Here is a 24,368-nt window from a genome sequence, read left to right as displayed (position 1 = left end):
CTAACTTTTTGGGGCTATTCTAATACAGGGTATTTTTTTTTGTTAATTATTTCTGGATCATTGGAAAAAAAGACCACTATCCCATGACACTAAGTGAACAATTGCTCTTCTGTAAAAAGTGCCACAATCGAAGAATGGACATGAGCCAAGGCCTTGTCTGCTCCCTCACCGGATCAAAACCGGATTTTGAAGAAACCTGCCCAACCTTTCATTTAGATGAGCGGGTCCAAGAAGAAATGAAGGAATCTCCTGCTTACAACGCTACAGAGATCACCGCCTCACTCTCTTCCGATAAGCTCCAACTACTGCGAGTCGAACAAAATTTACCCTTGGCAATTACCGGAGGAATCCTGGTTGGATTGGTAGGTGCAGTACTTTGGGCAATGATCACCGTGGCTACAGGTTGGCAGATAGGTTATATGGCACTTGCTATTGGAGCTGGAGTAGGCTACACCATCCGATACCTCGGACAGGGAATTGATCAGGTATTTGGGATCTCTGGCGCCATTATCGCTGTGCTGGCCTGTATCATCGGAAATTTCTTAGGGGTTTTGGGTTACATATCCGACTCGGAGGGTTTATCCTATTTTGACACCTTACTGTTATTTGATTACAGCTATACATTCCAAGTGCTCGCAGAAACAGCCCATTTCATGGATTTGGTTTTTTATGGAATCGCGGGATATGAAGGATATAAGTTTGCATTTCGCCAGCTAAATCAGGCCCAACTCGCCGCATTGAAATAATTGCGGGTGAGAAAAGGCATGTCTTTTAGCATTGAATTTTTGCTAAATTGACTAAACCAACCCGACGTTTCATGAAGAAAATTTTCTTAGCACTACTGATCATTCTGGCCGCACTTGCTTCTGTTTTACTATTCAACACGTTTCGCCTGAGTTCCAAACAAGTTGCTGCTGAACTGGCAGTGAAAATCGAAATCTCGGATCAAGTATTCCAGAATCTTTCAAAAGCTATCCAATTTCAAACCATTTCATACAGTGAAGACGCCATTCCGGATTCTGCGGCTTTTCTGGGCTTTCATCGATTCCTGGAAGAAACTTTTCCCTTGACTCATGCCCATCTGAGTCTGGAAAAAATTTCAGATTATAGCCTGATATACAAATGGGAAGGCACCGATTCGTCAAAAAAACCTATAATTCTACTTTCGCATCAAGATGTAGTTCCTGTGGACGAACCTACTTTGAAGGATTGGGAAGCTGCGCCTTTTGAAGGAAAAATCACCGATACACACATCATTGGTCGAGGTACGATGGATGATAAGGGTACCCTGATTGGACTTCTGGAAGCTGTGGAAAAATTACTTTCCGAATCCTTTGTCCCCAGCCGAACCATTTATCTCGCCTTCGGTCATGACGAAGAAGTAGGCGGAGGAAAAGGAGCCGTGAAAATTGCAGCACACCTTAAGGCAAAAGGTTTAAAAGCAGCGATGACGATCGATGAAGGGGGATTCATCGCTGAAAACATGATTCCAGGCGTGGACAATCCTGTGGCTATGGTGAATTTGGCCGAGAAAGGTTTTGCCTCTTTCAGGTTAATCGTGGAGACCACCGGTGGTCACAGTTCGGCACCACCTCGGGAAAATACGATAGGGATCTTGGCTCAGGCTATTGTAGATCTTGAAAACAACCAGTTGCCCTATAAGATGGTGAAGCCGATCGATGCTCAACTGGAATACTTGGGTGCCGAACTCCCCTTCCTTACAAGGATAGCTTTTGCGAATCCTTGGCTATTTAAAAAGCCAATTTTGGAATCGTTAAATGCACATACTACCACAGCTCCCACTATCATCGATGGTGGGGTGAAAAATAATGTCATTCCCACTGTAGCAGAAGCTACGGTCAATTTCAGGATTTTGCCGGGAGAGACCATAGAATCTGTGAAAGCACACATCGAAATGACCGTTTCTGAAAAGGTACGGGTTGAGCCTGTTGGGCATTTGACCGATCCATCACCAGTTTCGACAGTCGATTCCGAAGCATTTCAGATTTTAGCCAAAACAATCCGAAGTCAAAATCCTGATGCGGTGGTGGTCCCAGGGTTGCTGGGAGGAGGAACAGACTCCAGAAATTTCTACGAAATCTCGGAAGAAGTGTATCGGTTCTATCCCATTCGGATCAATCCTGAATCCATGTCTCGCTTTCATGGAATTGATGAAAAAATCAGCAAGGAGAATTACAAGGAGATCATTGAGTTTAGCTACCTGCTGATCAAAAACTTCAATTGATTGCTTTGAGTTACATCTTTCAGCAATTTGCTTGTACTTCTCAATGAGCGCTTACGTAGGAAAACTTGAAAGGAACTTCATCGAAAATACTATTACATGAAATGATTTTTTGATTTGCGCTTTTTTTAAAACAGGATAAACCTAAAAGATTGAATTAGAGGAAAGTAGAAGGTATCAATCAATTTGAGACTAAAAAGCAGACCGTTTGAAGTCTCAAATCATAATTTAAGTCGACTGGAAGTTGAATAGGGTTTTCATTTGCTCCTGAAACTGATCCTAATGATCAGCAAAACCTAAATAAACGCAAATGAAATCAATCTTTCCTTTTCTGATCCTTTTCTCCCTAGCGATGAAAGCAATTTCGCAGGAGAACGTCACCATCCCCGCTATGAAATCAATCGAACTATCCTATGCCGAATATGGGCAATATGATGTGAAGCTGATCAATAATTCGGGAAAACCTATTGCCGTGGCTGTGATAGATCCAACTACACAAAGACCAGTCAAAAGCTTTGGTCTAGGTCCTGTTGCTTTTGCTGTTTTATCTGCAGATAAAGGACAGCAAATCAAACTGACCAATAACTCCCTCAAAGAAATCAAAATGATGCTTGAGTTTGTAGAAAAGAAACCAGACACTTACAACCCAGAAAACGCCCCAGTGGTCAATTTTACCTTTCACAATTCTTCACTTCGCTCGATCCCACTGATCATACCTAATGTAATGAATCCCAACCTCTCACCTCTTTCTAACAGTGGGGTTTCGCTCAAGTGGGGTCAAGAAATCTATTATAGAAAAGGAAATGAAAAAATCCTGATCCTTACTATAGATGAATCCATTCAAAACGGGGATAAAATTGATGTCTCGAAATTAATTAAAGACTTAAAATAAAGGTTACTGAGCCGCAGGTCTTCAATTTTCGGAGACCTTTGGCTATCTTTTTTCTCTGATGATCGCCACATGAGTCTATACACCACTCCACTGCAATTTGGGTACTTTTTTTGTCTCTTGATCTGGATTCTCCTTCTGATCAGAGGGTATAAAAATCAACGACTTTCCGATCGCCTACTTGGCTGGGTGATGTTTATTCTGGCTATGGAGCTTCAGGATTATACCTTTGGATTTGCTGGTATCAATTTTCTGTGGGATGAGCTCAATGGATTTCCTAGAGGAGTGACTTTCTTGTTTGGCCCTATAGTCTATTTTTATTTTCTTTCCCAGACTAATCGTTCATTTTCCTTTCGTAGAGAGCACCTCTGGCACTTCCTGCCCTATTTTTTCTATCTAGTGTATCATCTTGCATTTTTTATTCAAGGCAAAGAGGTGGTTCTGAAATTACAAGAGTCAACTTTGGATTTGGTAATGGGGTATGTGTTTAGAATTTCCTATATCATCTCTTTCATTTATTACCTATCCAAATGCCTGAAGATTCATCAATCCTATAAAGTCTGGAGTCTTGGGGAGTTTAGTAATTCAGATCAAATAGACTTCAACTGGTTTGGAAATTTCATTTACTCCATGATTTTCTGGCTTTTCTTCAGAGAGGTATTTATGATTATAGACGTCTTGATTATCCTGGATTTTTACCAGGATTGGTGGTGGAATCTTGCCTTGGTTGCCGTAGCATTATATATCGGAATAGTTGGATACAGTCAAAAACAACCTGCTCAAATTTACTATCCCTTCTCGGCTCAAGGAAAACCAAACGGAGAACCTCCCCAGCCAAGGCTCAATGCCAATGCTAAGGAAATCTTGACTGAAAAGGAAAAAGACCATCTTTCAAAAAGGTTGGCAGCTCTCCTGGAAAAAGATAGACTATTTCTGCAGGCAGATTTGAGTCTTCATCAACTTTCGCAGCACTTGCAAACCAACCCAACCCTTCTTTCTGCCACTATCAACCAGTTGATCGGGATGAACTTCAATGATTACATCAATTCTTTTCGAATAGAAGAGTTTATCAAAAAATATCAGGAGAAAAAAAACAGAAGTTACACGCTCCTATCACTTGCATTTGATTCCGGATTTAATTCTAAGGCCACCTTCAATAGGGCATTCAAAAAAACCAAGGGTTGCTCTCCTCAAGAATTTTTCAAAACTCAAAAATAATTCTTTCTCATTTTGGGCCCAACTAGTAATTCATTCCCTGAGAATCGTGCTCTCAGAAATAAAAGTCTTTTGGTTTCAGAAAAGCTTTTTCTATTTTCACACTTTGAGACAATAGAAAAATAACCAATGAAGAAACAATTGCTACTATCCCTGTTTTTCCTGGTATCAGTAGGATACTACTCCTACGCTCAGGAAGCGCTCTTCCGCGCACAAAACATCATTTCTCCGGAAATTCATGATGACAATTCAGTTACGTTCCGACTCCATGCACCTAACGCGACTGCGGTGCAAGTCACTGGTGATTTCTTACCTACTGTAAAAATGGAAACCCCTATGGGACTGATGGATGGTCCCGGTAAGGCTAACCTGACCAAAGGGGAAAATGGCGTATGGGAATTCAAGACCTCAGCCTTAGGACCAGAGCTTTACAATTATTCATTTATTGTGGATGGTTTTTCAAGCATTGATCCCAGCAATCCTTTCCTGATCCGGGACGTGGCTTCGGTCACCAACATTTTCATCGTCGGAGGCGGGCATGCGGACCTATTCAAGACCAATGACATTCCTCACGGTACAGTAGCCCGCCGTTGGTACGACTCGCCGGGATTGGGAATGGACCGAAGAATCACCGTGTACACCCCACCGGGATACGAGACTTCCAATGAAAAATATCCCGTGCTCTACCTTCTACACGGAGCCGGTGGTGATGAGGAAGCCTGGATCGCACTAGGACGTACCGCACAGATCATGGACAACTTGATCGCCGAAGGCAAAGCAAAACCGATGATCGTGGTCATGCCAAACGGCAACGTCATCCAAGATGGCGCACCGGGAGAAGGAAGCAAAAACTTCTACAAGCCGCAGTTCATGATCCCCAAAACTATGGACGGAACCTACGAAGGGGCATTCGAAGACATCATCAAGTTTGTGGAAAGCAGCTACCGGGTTAAAGCTGACAAAGCACACCGAGCAATAGCCGGGCTATCTATGGGCGGTTACCATACCTTGCACATTTCGAGATACTATCCCAATACCTTTGATTACATGGGACTCTTTTCCGCCGCTATCATGCCTCGGGAAGATGCCACCGGCAAGGTGTATAGCAATTTTGATGAAACGCTCAAAGCACAAATGGACAACGGGTATAAACTCTACTGGATCGCGATCGGTAAGACCGATTTCCTCTATGATGCCAATAAGGAATATATCGCCAAGCTGGACGCGATGAAGATGCCATATACTTATGTAGAAAGCGAAGGCGGACACATCTGGAGAAACTGGAGAGTGTATTTGACCCAGTTTGCACCGCAGCTTTTCTAAAGCCACACCTAACCTATTGTAGCACCTGTGCTTGAGTGAAAACTTAGGCACAGGTTTTCTTTTCAGAAAAACCCTTTCTAGATTCTTTCCTTAATTCGAAAATTCAACCCAATAAAACCTATATCCATGAAAATTAACACGTTACTAAAAAGCGTTGCTTTTGCTGTCCTCCTGGGAGCGACTGTACAAGCTCAGGCACAGGAGATTAGTGCCATGCAAGCTCCTCGGGTCGTTTCTCCAGAGGTAAATGCAGATAAGTCCGTTACTTTTCGCGTACTTTCTGAGAAAGCCAACGAAGTCAGCCTCAATGGCAGCTGGATGGGATTTCGAGAAACTCTTCCCCTCGTCAAAGGCGAGCAAGGCGTATGGTCTGTGACCATCAAGCCACTCCCCTCCTCGATGTACCACTACAATTTCTACATAGACGGAGTAGCAGCGATTGATGTGACTAATCCGCATGCGTTGAGAGATGGAACCAGATATGCAAGTCTGCTCATGGTACCCGGTGATGGATCCACAGTATATCAATTGAATGATACTCCCCACGGAAATATTTCCCAAGTATGGTATCCTTCCCCCACTTTGGGAGCTGACCGAAGAATGTACGTCTACACTCCCCCGGGATATGACAGCGGAAAGGACTCCTACCCTGTCCTCTACTTGCTCCATGGTGCCGGAGGTGATGAAGATGCATGGTCTTCACTGGGCCGGGCTAATTTGATCTTGGATAACCTGATCGCTTCTGGGGAATCTAAGCCAATGATTGTCGTCATGACCAATGGAAACGCTTGGCAAACTTCTACCCTTCGTCAGATACCTGGACTTCCTACTCCTACACGGGAGACTTTTGGCCAGTTTCAAGGAAAATTTGAAAAGAGCTTGGTAGAAGATGTAGTTCCTTATATTGAGAAAAACTACCGGGTAATTGCCGACAAAGATCACCGTGCTTTGGCAGGATTATCCATGGGTGGTGGACATACCATTACCGCATCGATTAATTACCCGGGTACGTTTGGCTACATTGGCGTATTCAGCAGTGGAATCTTCGATGCCAACGCGGATATGGCGGAAATGGAAAAGAAATTCCTAGCCTTGAAAGCCACCGGAGTCCATAAATATTGGGTGGCCTGCGGCAAAGAGGACTTCGTGATGGATTCGAACAAAAGACTCCTGAGCGTGCTTGACAAAACAGGTTTTGAGCATGAATACTTCGAAAACGAAGGAGGACATACTTGGGCCAATTGGAGAACTTATCTGAGCATGTTTGCCCCAATGCTTTTCTAAAAAAATACACGCAACCAAAAACAAAAAAGCCGGTTTCCGAACTAACGGAAACCGGCTTTTTCAATTTAGGAAATTGAGACTTAGATATTCTCAATGTCAATTTCAGTCCGTACTACTACCGCTTTATTTCTGTTGGATTTGATTGTGCTGAGTGTTTTTTCAGCGAATCCTTTGATAGTGAAATTTTCACCATTATCGATCTGATTTTCAAACATGGAGATCGCATTGTCCAATTCTTCGATCTGGAAATCAATGAAAGCCTCATCAAAAGCTTCACCTTCCAATAGTTCCAACTCATCAAACTTGGTTTGCATGTCAGAAGAGATGCCCTCAGACATATCCACGTCATTGGAATCCAGAATCTCGGCAAACTCGATTTTGGATGCAGAATTTTCATCCTTTATCATTTGCGCATATTCCAAAACAGAATCATCCTGACCCTTGTCAAGTGCCAACTGCCCGAAAGCAACCTGCGCATTGATAAATTGGGATGCAGACATTCCGAAATTCCGGTCTTGCTGATTTACCGTAGTCAGGATAGGCTCATCGTCGTCGTTGTCACAGGCGGCAAATCCCAAAAGGCAAAATGCAGAGAGCAAAATCGCTCCTGATCTTTTGACCAAAGCGGATCTCATAGAATTGTTGGGTAGAGTTTGGTTTCTAGTTTTCATAAGAAATTTAGTTGGTTTGAATGAGCCATACCATTACCAATTACTGTTCCTTATGCGCTAAACTTCCACAAACGACCTTTCTGTATTTTTTAGCTGGGTAACTTCCCATCAATTTGTAACATTTAATGCCCAAATATGGTGATCAGGGTAAATGTGCTGCCTGATTTTTTTAAATCCTGACTCCAAAACCAACCTTGAGCAAAGGATAATCAGATAGGCAAAAAAAGACTTTCTGTTTTCTAGGAAAGGCTTTCGCTGCGTTTCGCCAAATTCAATCAATTACTTCTGCACCGGGAGGTAATTTCTGGACTATTCGGAATTGACCTTTGCTGACCTTTACTTCCTGACCTGCTTTGGTTTTGAATGTGCCAGCAAACTGCCCCTCCACTGTTCCTATAAATTGGGAAAAAGTTCCGTTCATGAATTTGTAGGAAGTTTGCTTTCCGTCAAACGTAATAATCTTAACTGTGCAGGATGATCCAGGAATCCGCTCCTCTTCCAAAAACCCATATTCATGAGCCGAATAGGCATAATGCTTTACATTGTCCTTTTTGACAAAAGCAGTCATGAAGAGATTTTTGCCGAAAGTACCTTCACCTGGACCTAAATCATGACCAGCCTCATAGGTACCCACTCCCAAGGGAATCCAATAAAAACCTGCGAAGTTAAAATCATTGCCAGGCCCCCAAAGATTAACCGAGATCGATTTGTCTACATTGAGGGTATTGAGAATCTCTGCGTAATTCTTCACTTCCACCCCATCTATTTCCATAGAATAGCTGCTTTCCTCCCCTGTAAGTGTAAATGGGAAACTAAGATCATTGGTCTGAGGCTGATCCTCATCAGGAGCCATATCACCACCCTCCGAACAAGAAAACAGCAGAATAGTAATGGCTAAAAGCCAAATCAGGTTACCGGTTAGTTTTTTCATTATAGCAGTTGTATTGTGTCGATTCAAAGAAAAAAATGGAATCAAAAAACCACCATACGACAAATGCCCTATTCCAGAGAAAACTGAAACTAATTCTTCCCTACCTCAGCTGATCAACCAATCAATTCCAAAATTTTTAAAAAAAATATCAGCCGCTCATACACAAATCAAATTTCTTAATTTACTTTGCATCACAAAGTGCTTTTAACTATGAGGAAACCGGAACAGGAATTAGCAGAAATCAAATCCATGATGGAGCGGAGTACCCGCTTTTTATCGCTGAGTGGACTGGCTGGAGTATTAGCAGGAATCTATGCATTGATTGGAGCTACAGTCGCTTACTATTGGATCTATTTCCCCAATCCGCCCTATGGATTTAGAACTACCTTTATCGATGATGCTTCAGTTTTTGCAAAACTCATCATGTTGGCTCTTGTGATTTTGGTTCTTTCTCTGGTTTCAGCCTATTTTTTGAGTCAAAAGAAAAGTCAACGTCTTTCCACCAACCTTTGGACTCCAGCAGGAAAGCGATTTTTACAGGCGCTATTTATTCCGGTTTTAATCGGTGGGATATTTTGTTTGGCCTTGGTACTAAGAGGCTATTTGATTGTGGTCGCACCGGCAACATTGATTTTCTATGGATTGGCATTGGTAAATGCCTCCCAATTCACGCTAAGTGACATCAAATACCTGGGTTTTGGAGAGCTGATTCTTGGTTTGATTTCAGCTTTCTTCCCCGGCTATGGATTGATTACTTGGGCAATAGGTTTTGGAGCACTGCATGTGATCTACGGATCAATGATGTATTACAAATACGACCGGTAACGTGAAAGGGAATTACGATAAAGCCTTTGAAAACGTCATCCGACTGCGGGTCATGTCCATCCTGATGGTCAATGAGCAGTTTGACTTCAATTCATTCAAAGAGTTTCTGGAAGTCACCGACGGCAATCTCGCTTCCCACCTCCGGAATCTGGAAAATGCCGAATACATACGGGTAGAAAAATCCTTTGCAGGACGGAAGCCGCTGACTAATTATTTGGCCACTGAAGCTGGCAAAAAGGCCTTCCAGTCCCATCTGGATTTTCTGGAAAATCTGATTAACGAAAACAAGACCTAAAAAAATTTATCTATTCACTTTGAATTTCAAAGTACTTTCAATCCCTCTAATATTACTACCCTGACAAATGGAACAAAATTCAAAAATCACAACTCCAAAGCCCACAAGTTTAGGTTTTGCAAAGTCTGGCAGCATCAAGCTCCTAATCATAGGTGCTATCGCCTTGGTATTATTAATTCCACAATCCTTTACCTTGGATCTGATCGAAGAGCGCCAACTCCGCATGATCGAGGCAGAGGAAGATATTCGGGGCAAATGGTCCCGGGAACAAACGCTCACAGGTCCGTACCTGAAGGTTCCCTATTTCGAACTGAAAGAAATCGTGGAAAAAGGAGAGAAAAAGATCATCAAAGAGCAACGGAATAAATACTTCCTTCCGGAAACGCTGAATCTCAGGGGAAACATCGATGCGCAGCTGCTTCACCGAGGCATTTTTGATGTGGTCGTCTACACCAATGACATCGCATTTGATGCAAAATTTGATTCCATGGATTTGCAGAAAATGAACATCCTACCTGAAAATATCCTCTGGAATCAAGCTGAATTACTCATCGGAATCTCCGACCTGAGAGGAATCAGCGGAAGTCCTACGTTCAAACAAAACTCAAATTCCCTGGTGATGGAACCCTTTGCCGAGAATAATTCGGAGACTAAAGGACTACTTTCAAAAATTACCCTAGATCCTGGCAACTCATCGTTTTCATTTACTGGCAACATGGTTCTGAAGGGCAGCAAAGATTTTTCCATCGTACCACTAGGAAAGACGACTCACCTAGACCTAAGCGGAAATTGGTCAAGTCCGAGCTTCCAAGGTGAATTCCTGCCCGATTCCAGATCGATTACCGCTGATGGATTCCAAAGCAACTGGCAGGTTCTCCATTTCAACAGGCCTTTTGGACAAGTTTTTGACGGATACCTTCCCAATCTCAGCACGAGTGCATTTGGGCTTTCATTGGTCAATCCAGTAGATCAATATCAACAAAGTACCCGCACCTCCAAGTATGCGATACTGATCATCGCCTTGAGCTTTCTAGCTCTATTCCTCATGGAATTATTTACCAAATCACCGATCCATCCAGTCCAATACACGCTGATTGGCTTTGCACTTGTGCTCTACTATACATTGTTGATTGCTCTTTCGGAGCATTTGGGTTTCACTTTCGCTTATGGGATTGCAAGTTTGGCCACTGTGACGCTGCTGGGATTGTATTCCCGATCGATATTCCCCACTTGGAAAGAAACAGGACTCTTTGGCTCAGTACTTTCGATCTTTTATCTGTTTATCTTCATCATTGTCAAGCAGCAGGATTTTGCCTTGTTGATTGGAAGTATCGGTCTCTTTATTTCACTTGCCGTGACCATGTTTGTTTCCCGAAAAATCAACTTTTCGCAGCAGGAAATCCCAAGCCTCCATCCTTCCCAACTATGAATCATCGATTGAATCAACATAAAAATATCACCTTAAGCCCAAGCCAAAAGTCATGAAAGACTCCATCCAAACCCTCTGGGATAACTCCAATGCTCTGGAGAAATTTTACCGGAAAAATAAATCTGAATTCAGAAAAGAATTCGGTGCCCTCTATCCTGAAATAAAGGGCCAAGCTCAAGCCGAATTCTGGCATGAGCGTCTCGCCTATGATTCGGATCGGATCAGCTGGGGAAGTCGCAGCGAGTGGAAGTTTGTGATTATAGCCGCCTTGCTTGCAGGTGTTTTGGCAAAATTCCCCACTATTTTCTCCCTGAATGAAGAGTTTTTCTATCCTAGGAATTTGGGATTTATCGCTTTCCCATTTGTAGCGGCCTATTTTGCCTGGAAAAACAAACTCTCAGTACAATCCCTTGCACTACCCTTCGGCATTATCTTGGTTGCGGCACTTTACATCAATCTCCTTCCCGAAAATCAGGAAAGTGACACCTTGATTTTGGCATGCATCCATTTGCCCTTATTGCTTTGGGGGATTTTGGGTTTTGTGTTTTCTGATGTTCAAATCACCAACCTTCCCAAAAGACTCGCCTATCTCAATTTCAATGGTGATGCAGTCATCATGGGAGCGATTCTCTTGCTCGCAGGCCTGCTGATGTCGGGAATTACTGTTGGACTTTTTGGACTGATCGGTTTGAGCATTGAGAAGTTCTATTTCGAGTACATTGGGGTATTTGGGCTGGCAGCTGCGCCTTTGGTAGCTACGCACCTCACTCAAACCAACCCCCAACTGGTCAACAAAGTCCCGCCAATCATTGCCAAAATTTTCAGCCCTTTGGTATTGATCATGCTGGTGATCTACCTTGGCGCGATTGTCTATGCCGGCAAGGACCCTTACAATGACCGGGAATTCCTGATGCTGTTCAATATGCTGTTGATCGGAGTCATGGGGCTGATCTTCTTTTCTGTAGCAGAATCAGCCAAAGATGAGAAGTCAGGTCCAGGCGTTTGGATTCTCATCTCACTTTCCATAGTAACTATTCTGGTGAATGGTGTCGCATTGTCCGCGATTGCTTTTCGGATATCTGAGTGGGGAATCACGCCCAATCGACTGGCAGTATTGGGCGTAAATATCCTGATGCTGATCCACCTGATTTTGGTAGCCAAAAAGCTGATTCAAACTTCGAGAAAAAATGAACCGCTTAATCAGGTGGGGCTGACCTTGGTTCGCTATCTGCCGATCTACTTACTGTGGACTACCCTAGTTGTATTTCTTTTCCCGGTGATTTTCGGGTTTGAGTAGCGCCAATTCTTGAATCAATCCCTGTTAGCAGATGAAGTTTCCGTGAATTTCTCTGATTGATTCATCCCAAAAGGGCGAATTTGATACCTTAGCCGATCAAATTCGCCTTAATTTCTTTTCTGCCATGATTCGATCCTTAGTCTTTTGCCTATTTCTAATGGTTATTTCCGCCGCCTCTTTTGCACAAACTGCATTTCACAAAAACAAAGTCATCGCTCATCGAGGCGCTTGGAAGGCTCAGGGCCTCCCGCAAAACTCCATCGCTTCGCTGCGTGAAGCCATACGCCTGGGTTGTGAAGGTTCTGAGTTTGACGTGTGGATGACTGCTGATGAGGTATTGGTGGTGAATCACGACGGGGATTTTGAAGGAATGGAAATCGAAGAATCGACCTATGCACAGCTTTTGACCAAAAAACTCCCCAATGGAGAGAAAATCCCAACCCTAAAGGAATACCTCGCTGAAGGAATGAAGCAGACAGGTACCAAGCTCATTTTGGAATTCAAACCTTCAGCCATCAGCAAAGAACGAAGTGAGCGTGTCGGGGAACTGTCAGTCAAAACAGTGAAAGAAATGAAGGCTGAGAAGTGGGTCGACTACATTACCTTCAGCTACGAAGGAGGCAAAAAAGCGATCGCCACTGACCCCACTGCCAATGTCGCCTACCTCACCGGTGACAAATCCCCCTCCCAATTGAAAGAAGACGGATTTTTCGGAATTGACTACAATATCCGAGTCCTTAAGCTAAAGTCCGATTGGATCAAAGAAGCTCAGGACCTCGGCTTAACTGTCAACGCCTGGACAGTCAATAACCCGGAAGATATGGAGTGGCTACTGGATCAGAAGGCTGATTTTATCACCACCGACGAGCCGGAACTCCTTTTTGAATTGATGAAGAAGAAATAAAATCGCCTTTCCTCACTGGAAATGAACAAGTATAGAATTGATTGGCAAGATTAGCCCCCATTTGGGTATCTTGTAAATTATTAAAAACCCAATTCTATATGAAGAAACATTTCAATCTATCATTTACCCTACTTTTGGTGCTTATCCTAGGATTTGGAGCCTGTACACCCAAGACAGAGGAAACGACTGAAGTAGCTGTAGAAACCCCAGAAAATTTTGGTGGCCTGGCACTCTACACCGTTCGTGATTCGATGTCAAGCAACCCTAAAGCAACTCTCAAAGCTGTCGCTGATGCAGGCTATGCCTACGTAGAGGCTGCCAACTATGCTGATGGCAAATTCTATGGCATGGCACCAGCCGAGTTCAAATTCTACCTCGACTCCATCGGACTTACTGCCATCAGTGCTCACATGGGCATGGTCAATATGGAAAATGCGGACCAGCTAATTGCAGATGTCAAAGCTGCGGGTATTTCTTATTTTGTCATTCCTGTTCCGCCAATGGGCATGTTTACATTCGGACCTGATGGAATGGGTATGAAGGGCACTGCTGATGAACTGGTCTCCATCATGAATACCCTTGGCGAAAAATGCGCTAATGCAGGCATCAAGCTTCTGTACCACAACCATGACTTTGAATTCAAGCCAATGGCTGACGGTACAGTGATCGAAGATATTTTGCTCGAAAAATGCAATCCAGAATTTGTGAATTTTCAAATGGATCTTTTTTGGGTGACCAAAGCTGGAGTGGATCCTTTGACTTATTTTGAAAAGTATCCGGGAAGATTCAAATCCTGGCATGTCAAAGACATGAATGACTCCAGCCAGTTTGCCCCAGTAGGCACTGGAACGATTGATTTTGGTCGGATTTTAGCAGAAAAATCAAAATCAGGTATGGAGTACTATTTTGTAGAGCAGGACAATACTTTCGGACTAGACCCTATGGAAGCCATCAAAATCAGCCATGCTGGTTTGGAAAAATTCGGTTTTAAATAAGCTGAACCCACTACAAATCTCAAAAAAAGCCAGCCTTCGGGTTGGCTTTTTCAGTTTCATGGACGACATAAAATCTTTAGACTATGAGACAAAAGTCATAGAATCAGGCAAGCAGAAAAATTACTTTCGTGGACTATGACGGACAATTCGACGCTTTACATCATTCTTGGAATTTTGATCCTACATTTTTTGGGTGGGCTTGGCTTTTTGTTCTATAAAATTTTCAAGGGGGAAAAGCCAAAATCAACGGACAAAGAGTAGCTTTTCCAGTGAGCATAAATTATTGGGAATCGGTTAGCCCAACCTGCTTTTTACATTTCCAAAAGCTAAGCACCAAAAAAAGCCATTCCGAAAATCAGAATGGCCTTTTGATTCAAAAAAAAATGGATGATATCAACTCAGCAATAAGGTCAGGTTGCGGTGGGTTGAATTGTGACCAATGTATCCATAACCATTGGTCGTTCGGGCTGTAGCCACAATAATAAAACTATAGGCACAGGACTGAGTAGGTCTCCAGTTTCCAGATGCAGGAATTGTCTTCGCTGTGAATCCCTGCCAAAGTCCCATGCTGGGATCATAACTTTCATTGTGAATACCCACAGACAATCCAGCCCCATAGGTTGCAGAGAAGCTGACCCCTAGTAAATTTCCATCCGGATCGTGAGCTGTGATTTTAAATTTCAATCCGTCAGGCGCGGCACCGATAGTCTCGATCGCACAAGCTGAGACTTCACTTGCACCATGTTTGATGTTGTCAATATTCACTGCCGGCACATGATTATCGATAAAGAGGCCAATTGTCTGATTATCTGCCGGAACATCCAAAAACCCTACACGTCTATAGAAGGTCACTTTGATCTGGTACAAACCCGGCAACAAAGCCGAAGTTGGAAACTGTATCAGCAGATCGTCTATGGAGTAATCAACACTTGGATCGGATAATTCATAGAAACCCAACGATGATGGCGCAAATGACTCCAAAGCATATGTGCTTCCTGTCCAGCGGTAATTGGACCAGTTGGAAATCAATTTTTGAGCAATTCCGCCAGGAGGAGTAATCTCGACTTTATACTTTTTGATCCCATCATTCCACAATTGCTGAATCTTGGTACGGTTACCGATCAGATTCAAAGTCCCTCCAAAAGCTGCATTTTGTACCTTTACAAAATAGCTGGGATCTGTCGTCACCCTTCCTGAATCGTCAATAAGCGTAGTAGGAATCAATCCTACACTTCCAATCAATGGACCTAGAAGTGACGGGGAAATAACCGGCTTTCTGGAAAAGATCAACTGCCTCAGTTTACTGAAATCCTTGAAAAAGTTGGTTGGGAAATCAGTAGTAAAGGCTGGATTGGAAGACTTGACCCGAAATCCGAAATAAGTAAAGGGAGTGCTCAGCGGCCATGAAAGCGCCACATTGATTTCCTTTAGATCAATCCGGAACTTCCAGATTCGATGGGAATCGGAGGAGTTTTCGCTCGAACCAAATTCCTGTCTGACCTCACTCAGGGAAGGATCAGGCTGAAGTCCTGTCCAGGAACCAGGACCAAGATAAAACTGCTTACCCAGCTTATTCGGCTGACCAGGATAGAGGCCATAGTTCACATCCTGATTGGAAGTAATGGCACGATCCCGGTTTTTATCAAAACTGAGCCAGAAGTAATCATTAGTACCGGTATCATTTCCTTTGTCTGAGGTGAGATCCAGTGCCAGATACAGGAAATTGGCGTCGTTTTTTGCCAGGACAAATCCTCTGGAAAACTTGAGCTTTCCTGAATCCTCCCAGCCGCCTGAGCTCAGGGGCGCATTGATGTCGATGGGAATCTGTGCCCATTCGCTTTTGAAAGGTAAAGCAAATACTATGGGCGTGGTAATGGATAGGCTTCTGATTTTTGCCATGATTTTTTTGAGTTTTGAAAAATAAGTTGAAATAAATTTTGCTCAGGATGATGGAACCTGAGCCTCTCGGAAAACAACAATCCCGTTAAGAATTCGGAAGCTAAACTCTTCGGGAACCGGAATACACCTGTGATAACTAAATCACAAATTACTGCTTTTCAGCATCTTACATAAAGTAAGCATTAAAAAAGATAAAAAGCTAAAAAAAGAAACAAAAAAGCCACGAATAGAATCTATTCGTGGCTCAATATGACTTTTCAAACAAAACGCCTACTTGGCTGGCAATATCTGGGAGCTTACCTCTCCGAATCCAACACGAACGCCGTCTCGCTCTGCATAGCCTCTCATGATCACTGTATCTCCATCTTCAATAAATTTTCGCTCCTCTCCTTCTTCCAGCTTAACCGCACGCGTCCCCTTCCAGCTTAACTCCAGCATTGACCCCAACGAATCATCAGAAGGACCGGAGATTGTCCCGGAAGCCATCATGTCCCCAACATTGATGTTGCATCCATTAGAGGTATGATGTGCCAATTGCTGGGCTACATTCCAATACATGTGTTTGAAGTTGGAGGAGCAGACTTTGCTTGGTTTTTTCCCATCAGGCTGGATCAGCACTTCGAGATTGATATCAAAATTGTGATCCTTTTCGCACTTCAGGTAAGGTAATACCTCCGGTTCCTGAACCGGGTTAGGCGTCCTGAAGTATTCCAAAGCTTCCAAGGTCACCACCCAAGGGGAAATGGATGAGCCAAAACTTTTCCCTAAAAAAGGACCCAATGGTACATACTCCCAAGCCTGAATGTCACGGGCGGACCAGTCATTGAAAAGCACAAAGCCAAAAATATAATCCTCAGCATCCTCGGTGCTGATCGAATCTCCAAGCTTGGTCTGCTTACCCGTGATGAAAGCTAGCTCCAACTCAAAATCCAACCGTCGGCTTGGTCCAAATGCTGGCATTTCCATATCAGGATCCTTGAATTGACCTTTAGGCCGGTGGATAGGTGTTCCGGAAACGACAATAGAGGACGCTCTCCCGTGGTAGCCTACCGGCAGATGTCGCCAGTTGGGAAGCAAAGCATTCTCTGGATCGCGAAACATTTTTCCCACGTTGGTGGCATGCTCGATACTGCTGTAGAAATCGGTATAGTCTCCAATTTTGACGGGAAGGAGCATTTCGGCTTCCTTTCTGGTGACCATCACTTTGCCACGCGCAGAATGGTCGCGCAGCTCTTCGTTTTCGGATAAAAGGAGACTTTGGACCCGTTCACGGATTTTTTTGGTCTGCACTTTCCCCAGAGCAATCAGTTCATTGAGTGAATCTTTGATGAAAATCCCTTCCGGCAGAAACATGTTCGCAAAAAAACCTTCCTGATCCAACACACTCAGATCGACGATTTTGTCTCCGATAGCCATCCCAATTCTGGGACTTAGTTTTTTATTTTTGAAAATGCCGAACGGGAGATTGTAAATCGTGAAATCGGAATTCTTGGGTACTTCCACCCAGGTACTCAGGGTGGGAATTGGGCTGTCGCTCATGTTTAAAAATTGTTGAGAGTGCAAATTTAACCCGATTGAGGGAAATCAAAAATCCAATCTGGAATTCGGGAGGTTTGGAAGACAAATGATCTTTTCCTTCAGACCATTTGTAAAAAACAAATGCTAAACTAAGTTGGACTTCTTAACTTGAAATTCTAAATCCAAGGAAAATGAAGACCTATTTAAAAATTTTACTCGTTTTTTCGCTTTTGGGAAGTGCTCCCAAAGGTTTCGCACAAGAAAAACCAATTCTTGTCCAGCTAGAAGAAGTAGCCATTGTCGACCAAAAGGTCATGATGCCTATGCGTGACGGTGTCCGTCTGGCGACAGACATCTATCGGCCAAAAGGCGATAAGCCTGTCCCGGTTGTTTTTTCACGGACTCCCTACAACTTCAACACCTATGGAAACGGCGAAATGAACACCAGAACACTGCAAACTGCAATGGATTGGGTGAAAAAAGGATATGCATATGTAGTCCAAAATGAACGCGGAAGGTTTTTTTCAGAGGGGGATTGGGATATTCTGGGAACTCCGGTTACGGACAGCTACGATGCCTTTGAATGGATGTCCAAGCAGCCCTGGAGTAATGGAAAGATCGGTTTGTTGGGTTGTTCCTCCACCGCAGAATGGCAAATGGCAGCGGCCTCACTGGAGCATCCAGCTTTGGCTGCTTTGGTCCCACAGGGATATGGTGCCGGAGTGGGTCGCATCGGGGATTTTTATGAACAGGGCAACTGGTATCGTGGCGGAGCAGGACAGATGCTTTTCACAGCCTGGCTCTACAGCACCCAGCATGATCCGATGGCTCCCAAACTGCCAAAAGGAATTGAGCAAAAGGATCTGCTGAGACTGCAGCGCTTCTATGACATGGCACCCGAATACCCAAGAGTGGATTGGAAAGAAGGTCTTGCGCATCTGCCTGTACAGGATATCATCAAAGCTGCCAATGGCCCAATGGGAATCTATGAAGAAATGATCACCCGAAAGCCAAACGATCCGAAATGGTATCAAGGAGGTCTATACCATGACGATATGCCGTTCGATAAGCCCTCCATGTGGTTTGTCTCTTGGTATGACGTCTCATCCTCACCCAATATTGCACTGTACAATCATGCCAGACAGAATGCTGTCAGCCAAATGGCGAGGGATAATCAATACTTGATCATTGCACCTGTGCTCCACTGCTCGTATACCCGAGCCACTGAAAACACCCTAATCGGCGAGCGAAGCGTAGGAGATGCCAGATGGAACTACGATGAGGTCATCACGGCTTGGTTTGACCTCTGGCTGAAAGGTAAAGATGAAAGTGGAATCATCGCAAAGATGCCCAAAGTGACGTACTACACCATGGGAAGGAACCAATGGCAATCATCGGATGTTTGGCCCCCAGCCGAAGCAGTAATGACACCCTTCTTTTTGGATTCAGAGGGAAAAGCTAATACCCGAAACGGTGATGGAAAATTGGTGGCAAAAGCACCAAAAAAAGCAAATCAGGATACTTTCAAATACGATCCGATGAATCCGGTCAATTCCTACGGAGGAAATGTCTGCTGTACCGGCAATGCAGTAGTCGGCGGTTCCTTCGATCAAAGCGAAATGGAGCTCCGCGACGATATATTGGTCTATACTTCTGAGCCACTGGAAGAAGGGGTCGAAGTTTCCGGATTTATCGAAAGCTACCTCTATCTCTCCTCCGATGTCAAAGACACCGATGTCACGATCAAATTGATAGATGTATATCCTGACGGAAAAGCCTATAATCTCGACGAAACCATACAGCGCGTGCGCTACCGGGAAGGCTATGACAAAGAAGTCTGGATGGAAAACGGAAAGGTCTACGAAATCAAAATGACACCCATGAGTACCTCCAACTTTTTCGAAAAAGGGCACAGAATCCGCATCGAAGTCACCAGCTCCAACTTTCCAAGATTTGATCGCAATATGAATACCGGAGGCAATAACTACGATGAGACTGAAGGTAAAATCGCCACCAACTCAATCCATCATGGAGGTAAAATGCAAAGCCGCATTGTACTGCCGATAATCAAGAAGTAACCTGAATCCAATCAGGCATAAAAAAAGGGAGCGGAATCATCCGCTCCCTTTTTTTATTGGAAATATTATTTTATATCTGATATAAACCCAATTTATAGGTTTAGTACACCGTTTAAAATATTTTTTTATTCTTTTTAATATAAAGACAAGTTCGTTTCATTTTTTTTAAGAAATTAGTCTTAAACCAAATATTCTTTATCCTATGTTCAAACTTTACAAAACAATCCTCACTCTCGCGTTACTCTGGGGGACTGTTGGTTGGGCTTATGCTCAATATACAGTATCCGGAACGGTAACAGATGAGCGGACTGGCGAAGCCTTAATCGGCGCCAGTATTTTGCTAAAAGGGACTACCACAGGTACCATTACAGACCTAGATGGTGGATTTTCGATCACTTTGCCGACTAACGATCCGGCAACGCTGATTATCTCATCGATCGGTTTTCTGACCCAAAATGTAGAGGTCGGCCCCGGCGTAAGCGTCCTAAACATCAAATTAAAGCAGGACGCCACCAATCTCGAGGAAGTAGTCGTGACGGGTCTGGCCACTTCAGTCAAGAGAAGTAATCTGGCCAATGCCGTGTCTTCTGTGTCCTCCAGAGACCTCACTGGAACCACTACTATTCAGACCACAGATGGTGCGCTCTATGGTAAAGTACCAGGTGCCACTATCCGTTCAAATGGTGGAGCCCCTGGAGGTGGAATTTCTATCCAGTTGAGAGGGATTTCGAGCTTGACAGGAGCCTCTCAGCCCCTGATCATTGTAGATGGAGTTTACATCAGCAACGCCTCACAAAGGACGGGGCGAGCTACAGTATCTGGCGCAGGAGCAAGCAGTCAAGATGATGGCTCCAATAGATTGGCAGACATCAATCCTGCAGATATCGAAACGATTGAAATTCTCAAAGGTCCATCTGCAGCTGCTATTTATGGTACCCGGGCCAATGCAGGTGTGATCATCATCACCACCAAAAGAGGACAGGAGGGAAAAACTACCGTCTCGTTATCTCAGGACATCGGATTTGCCCAACCGCTGAGACTTCTGGGAGTGGACGATTGGAGTGAGGAAAAAATCAACTTCTTTTTTCCTGAGTCCAGAAGACCCATCGAACTGGAACGATTCAGAGCAGCACAGGCCAGCAATACGTTCATAGACTACGAGGACTATTTCTACAACAATCAGGCAACGCTTCTCAATACCCGAATCAACGTCAGTGGTGGATCGGATAAAACCAAGTTCTTTGTCTCTGGAAATATCACTGACGAAGAAGGTACGGTGAAAAACACCGGATTCGACCGCTACTCCTTACGAGCCAATATTGACCATAAAATCACCAATGGAATCAGGCTTGGTATTTCTTCCAACTACATCCGATCAAATACCAATCGAGGATTCACCGGCAACCAAAATAACTCTGGAGCCTCCATTGGTTATTCCATCGCTTATGTCCCCAATTACTTTGACCTAAGGAGAAATGAAGACGGAAGCTATCCTGTCAATCCTTACTTCTCAGAAAATCCTGTAGCCGTGACTGACAATGGAATCAACAATTCGCTTGTCAATCGATTTATTCAGGCATTTACATTGGATATAGATCTTTTGAAAACTGATAACAGCTTCCTGAAAGCACAATTCTCAGGAGGATTGGATTATCTGCAAAACACTTCGCTGATTTATCTGCCTGAATTCCTTCAGTTTCAGCGAGCTCAGGCCAATCCTGGGGATGTGCTGAAAGGGAAACAGGAAAGCTTCAATACGAATTTCCAGGCTGCCTTGGTCTACAATTGGAACCTTGGTTCAGTCAACATGAATTCCTCTGCTGGCTTAGTCAGACTTGATTTTGAAGACAACGCGCTATTCAATAGAGGGAGAGGTCTTGTACCCGGTCAGACGAACCTAGGTCAGGCAGCAATTCAGGAGATCAATCAGGAATTCAACAGCAAGGTCCAAGACGCGGGTATTTTTCTACAGCAAGAGGCCAACTGGGAGGACAAAATTATCGGTACAGTCGGTATTCGATGGGATAAGTCAACACTCAATGGGGACCCCAGCGAATTCTATGCCTTCCCTAGAGCCTCAGTTGCATTCAACATCGCAAATTTTGGGTTCTGGAATGTAGGCTTTATGAATCAACTGAAGCCAAGAATTGCCTATGGAGAAACTGCTGGGCCTGTAAACTTTGGTGCCACATTCACTCCACTGGGCGGTACGAACATCGGTGGGCTACTCGGTTCTGTGGTCAGTACCCAGATCGGAAATACGCAGATTTTACCGGAAACTGCCAGAGAACTTGAGTTTGGAGTAGACGCGGGTTTCTTCAATAACAGATTATCATTGGAGGCTACCTATTACATCAAATCCACTCAAAACAATATTCAAAATCTGAACTTGGCTCCTTCCACAGGTGTGAATACCACTCCGAGCAATGAAGCAGAATTGGAAAACAAAGGGATCGAATTGTCAATTTCAGGTACTCCGATCGAATCCGCGAATTTCAGATGGTTTAGCCGGGTGATGTTTTGGAAAAATGACTTGCTGATGACTAGACTGGGTATTCCTACCTATATCTCCGGAGCATTTGGATCAGGGCTAGGCACCTTTCTGTATGCAGAAGGTTACTCTCCTACCACAATCGTAGGAAGTCCCGCAAATGCAGACAATCCAGGTGGATTTACCATCTGGGGCGATGCACAACCTGATTTCAATATGTCATTCTACAATACCGTCAGCTTATTGAAGGGACTAGAGCTTTCATTCTTGATTGATTGGAAAAAAGGTGGAGATAATATCAACCTGACTTCCTTCCTTACCGACGGCGGTGGTACCACCAACGGTTGGTTTGACGATGATGATGGGGACGGAATTCCAAATGGACGCCAAAGACCACCTGCACCATTTAACAATGCCGGCAGATGGGTTCAGGATGCGAGCTTCGTGAAAATCAGAGAAATTGGCTTGTACTATACCCTGCCAAAAACCACACTCTCAGAATGGTTTGGCACCACAGTGTCCAATGTTCGTGTTGGAACCTCAGTAAACAACGCCTTCCTTTTCACGGACTACAAAGGATATGATCCCGAGACCTCCACATTTGGCGCACAAGCCGTTGCCAACAATGTGGATATTGCCCCATATCCAACACCGAGACGTGTGTTTTTCCACTTGACTGTTGACTTCTAAACCGGCCTAATCATGAAAAATATAAAAAATTATTTCGCTTCAGCGTTGATTACCGCCGCAGTTTTGACTAGCTGTAATCCGCTGCAACTCGATGAGGTACAGGATCCCAACAACCCATCCGTAGGGTCTGTATCCAACAATGCCACACCACAGCAAATCCAATTCTTAATTACCGGACTGGAATCCAGACACAGAGGTTACGTCACCAATATTTCTCAGGCCTGGAATACTTTTGGCCGTGAGATCTGGTACCTCAATGCTTCTGATCCTCGCTTCCAAACTGACTGGCTGGGACAAAATGGTCGCGTGCCTGACCGATCTTATTTTGGATTTGGAAATACAGGCGGCGGCTCATGGGCTGCCCCGTATCAAGCCATCAAGCAGGCAGATGTATTGATCACAGCTGCAGCCAATACAGACTTGATTCCTGAGACTTCAAAAAGTGCAGTCAGAGGATTTGCGAAGACTATCCAAGGGTATCAATTCATGATTCCGGCAAATTTTGTCTATGAAAACGGAATCAGAATCGATGTAGCAGACCCACTAAACCCTGGACCATTCGTCCCCTATGACCAAGCTTTGGATGCGATTAAGGCCATCCTTGATGAAGGAAACACAGAACTGGTAGCTGCTGGCTCTGGCAACTTTCCATTCACGCTGACCAGAGGGTTTAATGGATTTAATACATTCCAAGGACTAAGCCAGGTCAACCGGGCCATAACGGCACGATTGAATGCCTATCGGGAAGATTGGGATGGTGTATTGACAGCCTTGGAGGATTCATTTATGGATTTGAATGGAGATTTAAACAGGGGACCTTCGCATCCTTACGGAGCTTCACCCGACGTGTTTAACCCGCTTTTCTACCTACCCAACGCAGCAGTGAATACGATCATTGTGGTTCATCCGTCGGTCCTTCAGGACACTACCGCTGGTGACTTGCGGGTAAGGAATAAATTCTTCGAAAGGGATAACCCAGTGACGGTCACCACCGACGCGGGAGCCTTGGTAGGTACGCACCAAGATGCCCGTTGGCCTTCAAACACTGCCTCAATTCCATTCATAAGAAATGAAGAGCTGATCCTGTTGAAAGCAGAGGCACATGCCAATCTCAATCAAACCGGTCCTGCAGTCGAAGCAATCAACATCATCAGAAACGCTGCAGGTATTGGACCCTATACCGGAGGAACTTCCCAGGGAGAATTGATCGATGAGATTCTCTACCAAAGAAGATACTCGCTTTGGGCTGAGCCATGGGGTCACCGATGGATTGATGCCCGTAGGTATGACAGATTAAACGAAATCCCAACTTCTTTTGATGGAGGGTCTATTTTCACCCAGTTTCCTCACCCACAAGCAGAACTCAGCTGGGATGAATACAAGGGTGATTAA

At 44.1% G+C, this 24,368-nt stretch carries 19 protein-coding genes; 15 read left to right on the top strand and 4 right to left on the bottom strand.

Annotated elements, in window-relative coordinates; all coding sequences use genetic code 11:
• The first annotated feature begins 140 nt into the window (after nt 1–140).
• The 6 genes from DK188_RS19600 (at nt 141) to DK188_RS19575 (ending at nt 6,953) form a co-directional block, all read left to right on the top strand.
• Complete coding sequence (locus DK188_RS19600) at nt 141–746, top strand: hypothetical protein (RefSeq protein WP_232825779.1); 606 nt, start codon at nt 141–143, stop codon at nt 744–746.
• A 71-nt stretch (nt 747–817) separates the two neighbouring features.
• A complete protein-coding gene (locus DK188_RS19595) occupies nt 818–2,245 on the top strand; it encodes a M20 family peptidase (protein WP_111672549.1) in 1,428 nt (475 codons plus the stop codon).
• Between the two features lie 307 nt (nt 2,246–2,552).
• Complete coding sequence (locus tag DK188_RS19590) at nt 2,553–3,134, top strand: hypothetical protein (protein ID WP_157963290.1); 582 nt, start codon at nt 2,553–2,555, stop codon at nt 3,132–3,134.
• A gap of 69 nt (nt 3,135–3,203) precedes the next feature.
• The gene (locus tag DK188_RS19585) at nt 3,204–4,349 is read left to right on the top strand and encodes a helix-turn-helix domain-containing protein (protein ID WP_111672547.1); all 1,146 of its coding nucleotides are present in this window, start codon (nt 3,204–3,206) and stop codon (nt 4,347–4,349) included.
• A 126-nt stretch (nt 4,350–4,475) separates the two neighbouring features.
• Nucleotides 4,476–5,669 carry an esterase gene (locus DK188_RS19580; protein ID WP_111672546.1) on the top strand — a complete coding sequence of 398 codons (1,194 nt, stop codon included), beginning with the start codon at nt 4,476–4,478 and terminating at the stop codon, nt 5,667–5,669.
• A 126-nt stretch (nt 5,670–5,795) separates the two neighbouring features.
• A complete protein-coding gene (locus DK188_RS19575; protein ID WP_111672545.1) occupies nt 5,796–6,953 on the top strand; it encodes an alpha/beta hydrolase in 1,158 nt (385 codons plus the stop codon).
• 80 nt (nt 6,954–7,033) lie between these two features.
• On the opposite strand, the gene DK188_RS19570 is transcribed toward DK188_RS19575, so the two are convergent.
• Together DK188_RS19570 and DK188_RS19565 are read right to left on the bottom strand one after the other, a co-directional pair.
• Entirely contained in the window at nt 7,034–7,624 is a 591-nt protein-coding gene (locus tag DK188_RS19570; protein ID WP_111672544.1) for a DUF4142 domain-containing protein, read from the bottom strand.
• 271 nt (nt 7,625–7,895) lie between these two features.
• Nucleotides 7,896–8,555: a hypothetical protein gene (locus DK188_RS19565; RefSeq protein WP_111672543.1), complete on the bottom strand. Its 660-nt coding sequence runs from the start codon at nt 8,553–8,555 to the stop codon at nt 7,896–7,898.
• Nucleotides 8,556–8,765: 210 nt separating this feature from the next.
• On the opposite strand from DK188_RS19565, the gene DK188_RS19555 reads away from it, so the two are divergent.
• The 6 genes from DK188_RS19555 (at nt 8,766) to DK188_RS19530 (ending at nt 14,300) form a co-directional block, all read left to right on the top strand.
• Nucleotides 8,766–9,380, top strand: coding sequence for a hypothetical protein (locus DK188_RS19555; protein ID WP_111672541.1), 615 nt, complete (start codon nt 8,766–8,768; stop codon nt 9,378–9,380).
• A 1-nt stretch (nt 9,381) separates the two neighbouring features.
• Nucleotides 9,382–9,675, top strand: a complete 294-nt coding sequence (locus DK188_RS19550; RefSeq protein WP_111672540.1) for a winged helix-turn-helix domain-containing protein — start codon at nt 9,382–9,384, stop codon at nt 9,673–9,675.
• Nucleotides 9,676–9,742: 67 nt separating this feature from the next.
• Nucleotides 9,743–11,104: a cell envelope integrity protein CreD gene (gene creD / locus DK188_RS19545; RefSeq protein WP_111672539.1), complete on the top strand. Its 1,362-nt coding sequence runs from the start codon at nt 9,743–9,745 to the stop codon at nt 11,102–11,104.
• Nucleotides 11,105–11,156: 52 nt separating this feature from the next.
• The gene (locus tag DK188_RS19540; RefSeq protein ID WP_111672538.1) at nt 11,157–12,401 is read left to right on the top strand and encodes a DUF4153 domain-containing protein; all 1,245 of its coding nucleotides are present in this window, start codon (nt 11,157–11,159) and stop codon (nt 12,399–12,401) included.
• 124 nt (nt 12,402–12,525) lie between these two features.
• Complete coding sequence (locus tag DK188_RS19535) at nt 12,526–13,305, top strand: glycerophosphodiester phosphodiesterase (protein WP_111672537.1); 780 nt, start codon at nt 12,526–12,528, stop codon at nt 13,303–13,305.
• A 98-nt stretch (nt 13,306–13,403) separates the two neighbouring features.
• Nucleotides 13,404–14,300: a sugar phosphate isomerase/epimerase family protein gene (locus DK188_RS19530; protein ID WP_111672536.1), complete on the top strand. Its 897-nt coding sequence runs from the start codon at nt 13,404–13,406 to the stop codon at nt 14,298–14,300.
• Nucleotides 14,301–14,693: 393 nt separating this feature from the next.
• Here DK188_RS19530 and DK188_RS19525 read toward each other — a convergent pair whose 3' ends face one another.
• Both DK188_RS19525 and fahA read right to left on the bottom strand, forming a co-directional pair.
• Nucleotides 14,694–16,199 (bottom strand): hypothetical protein, encoded by a 1,506-nt coding sequence (locus tag DK188_RS19525; RefSeq protein ID WP_111672535.1) that lies wholly within the window; start codon nt 16,197–16,199, stop codon nt 14,694–14,696.
• A gap of 270 nt (nt 16,200–16,469) precedes the next feature.
• Nucleotides 16,470–17,738 carry a fumarylacetoacetase gene (fahA, locus tag DK188_RS19520; RefSeq protein ID WP_198673053.1) on the bottom strand — a complete coding sequence of 423 codons (1,269 nt, stop codon included), beginning with the start codon at nt 17,736–17,738 and terminating at the stop codon, nt 16,470–16,472.
• Nucleotides 17,739–17,908: 170 nt separating this feature from the next.
• Between fahA and DK188_RS19515 the strand changes: the two genes are divergently transcribed.
• From DK188_RS19515 to DK188_RS19505, 3 genes are all read left to right on the top strand, one after another.
• Complete coding sequence (locus DK188_RS19515; RefSeq protein WP_111672534.1) at nt 17,909–19,795, top strand: CocE/NonD family hydrolase; 1,887 nt, start codon at nt 17,909–17,911, stop codon at nt 19,793–19,795.
• 202 nt (nt 19,796–19,997) lie between these two features.
• The gene (locus DK188_RS19510) at nt 19,998–22,976 is read left to right on the top strand and encodes a SusC/RagA family TonB-linked outer membrane protein (RefSeq protein ID WP_111672533.1); all 2,979 of its coding nucleotides are present in this window, start codon (nt 19,998–20,000) and stop codon (nt 22,974–22,976) included.
• A gap of 12 nt (nt 22,977–22,988) precedes the next feature.
• Nucleotides 22,989–24,368 (top strand): RagB/SusD family nutrient uptake outer membrane protein, encoded by a 1,380-nt coding sequence (locus DK188_RS19505; protein ID WP_111672532.1) that lies wholly within the window; start codon nt 22,989–22,991, stop codon nt 24,366–24,368.

The organism is Algoriphagus litoralis, assembly GCF_003259255.1.
GTDB classification, from domain to species: domain Bacteria; phylum Bacteroidota; class Bacteroidia; order Cytophagales; family Cyclobacteriaceae; genus Algoriphagus; species Algoriphagus litoralis.
Note: the sequence above shows the minus strand (reverse complement) of the source record. Positions and strands in the feature narration are given on the sequence as shown.

What these genes read in the sequence shown, in the direction of transcription:
- DK188_RS19600 (WP_232825779.1), top strand. Translation starts at nt 141, where the DNA reads ATGAGCCAAGGCCTTGTCTGCTCCCTCACCGGATCAAAACCGGATTTT.
- DK188_RS19595 (WP_111672549.1), top strand. Translation starts at nt 818, where the DNA reads ATGAAGAAAATTTTCTTAGCACTACTGATCATTCTGGCCGCACTTGCT.
- DK188_RS19590 (WP_157963290.1), top strand. Translation starts at nt 2,553, where the DNA reads ATGAAATCAATCTTTCCTTTTCTGATCCTTTTCTCCCTAGCGATGAAA.
- DK188_RS19585 (WP_111672547.1), top strand. Translation starts at nt 3,204, where the DNA reads ATGAGTCTATACACCACTCCACTGCAATTTGGGTACTTTTTTTGTCTC.
- DK188_RS19580 (WP_111672546.1), top strand. Translation starts at nt 4,476, where the DNA reads ATGAAGAAACAATTGCTACTATCCCTGTTTTTCCTGGTATCAGTAGGA.
- DK188_RS19575 (WP_111672545.1), top strand. Translation starts at nt 5,796, where the DNA reads ATGAAAATTAACACGTTACTAAAAAGCGTTGCTTTTGCTGTCCTCCTG.
- DK188_RS19570 (WP_111672544.1), bottom strand. Translation starts at nt 7,624, where the DNA reads ATGAAAACTAGAAACCAAACTCTACCCAACAATTCTATGAGATCCGCT.
- DK188_RS19565 (WP_111672543.1), bottom strand. Translation starts at nt 8,555, where the DNA reads ATGAAAAAACTAACCGGTAACCTGATTTGGCTTTTAGCCATTACTATT.
- DK188_RS19555 (WP_111672541.1), top strand. Translation starts at nt 8,766, where the DNA reads ATGAGGAAACCGGAACAGGAATTAGCAGAAATCAAATCCATGATGGAG.
- creD (WP_111672539.1), top strand. Translation starts at nt 9,743, where the DNA reads ATGGAACAAAATTCAAAAATCACAACTCCAAAGCCCACAAGTTTAGGT.
- DK188_RS19540 (WP_111672538.1), top strand. Translation starts at nt 11,157, where the DNA reads ATGAAAGACTCCATCCAAACCCTCTGGGATAACTCCAATGCTCTGGAG.
- DK188_RS19535 (WP_111672537.1), top strand. Translation starts at nt 12,526, where the DNA reads ATGATTCGATCCTTAGTCTTTTGCCTATTTCTAATGGTTATTTCCGCC.
- DK188_RS19530 (WP_111672536.1), top strand. Translation starts at nt 13,404, where the DNA reads ATGAAGAAACATTTCAATCTATCATTTACCCTACTTTTGGTGCTTATC.
- DK188_RS19525 (WP_111672535.1), bottom strand. Translation starts at nt 16,199, where the DNA reads ATGGCAAAAATCAGAAGCCTATCCATTACCACGCCCATAGTATTTGCT.
- fahA (WP_198673053.1), bottom strand. Translation starts at nt 17,738, where the DNA reads ATGAGCGACAGCCCAATTCCCACCCTGAGTACCTGGGTGGAAGTACCC.
- DK188_RS19515 (WP_111672534.1), top strand. Translation starts at nt 17,909, where the DNA reads ATGAAGACCTATTTAAAAATTTTACTCGTTTTTTCGCTTTTGGGAAGT.
- DK188_RS19510 (WP_111672533.1), top strand. Translation starts at nt 19,998, where the DNA reads ATGTTCAAACTTTACAAAACAATCCTCACTCTCGCGTTACTCTGGGGG.
- DK188_RS19505 (WP_111672532.1), top strand. Translation starts at nt 22,989, where the DNA reads ATGAAAAATATAAAAAATTATTTCGCTTCAGCGTTGATTACCGCCGCA.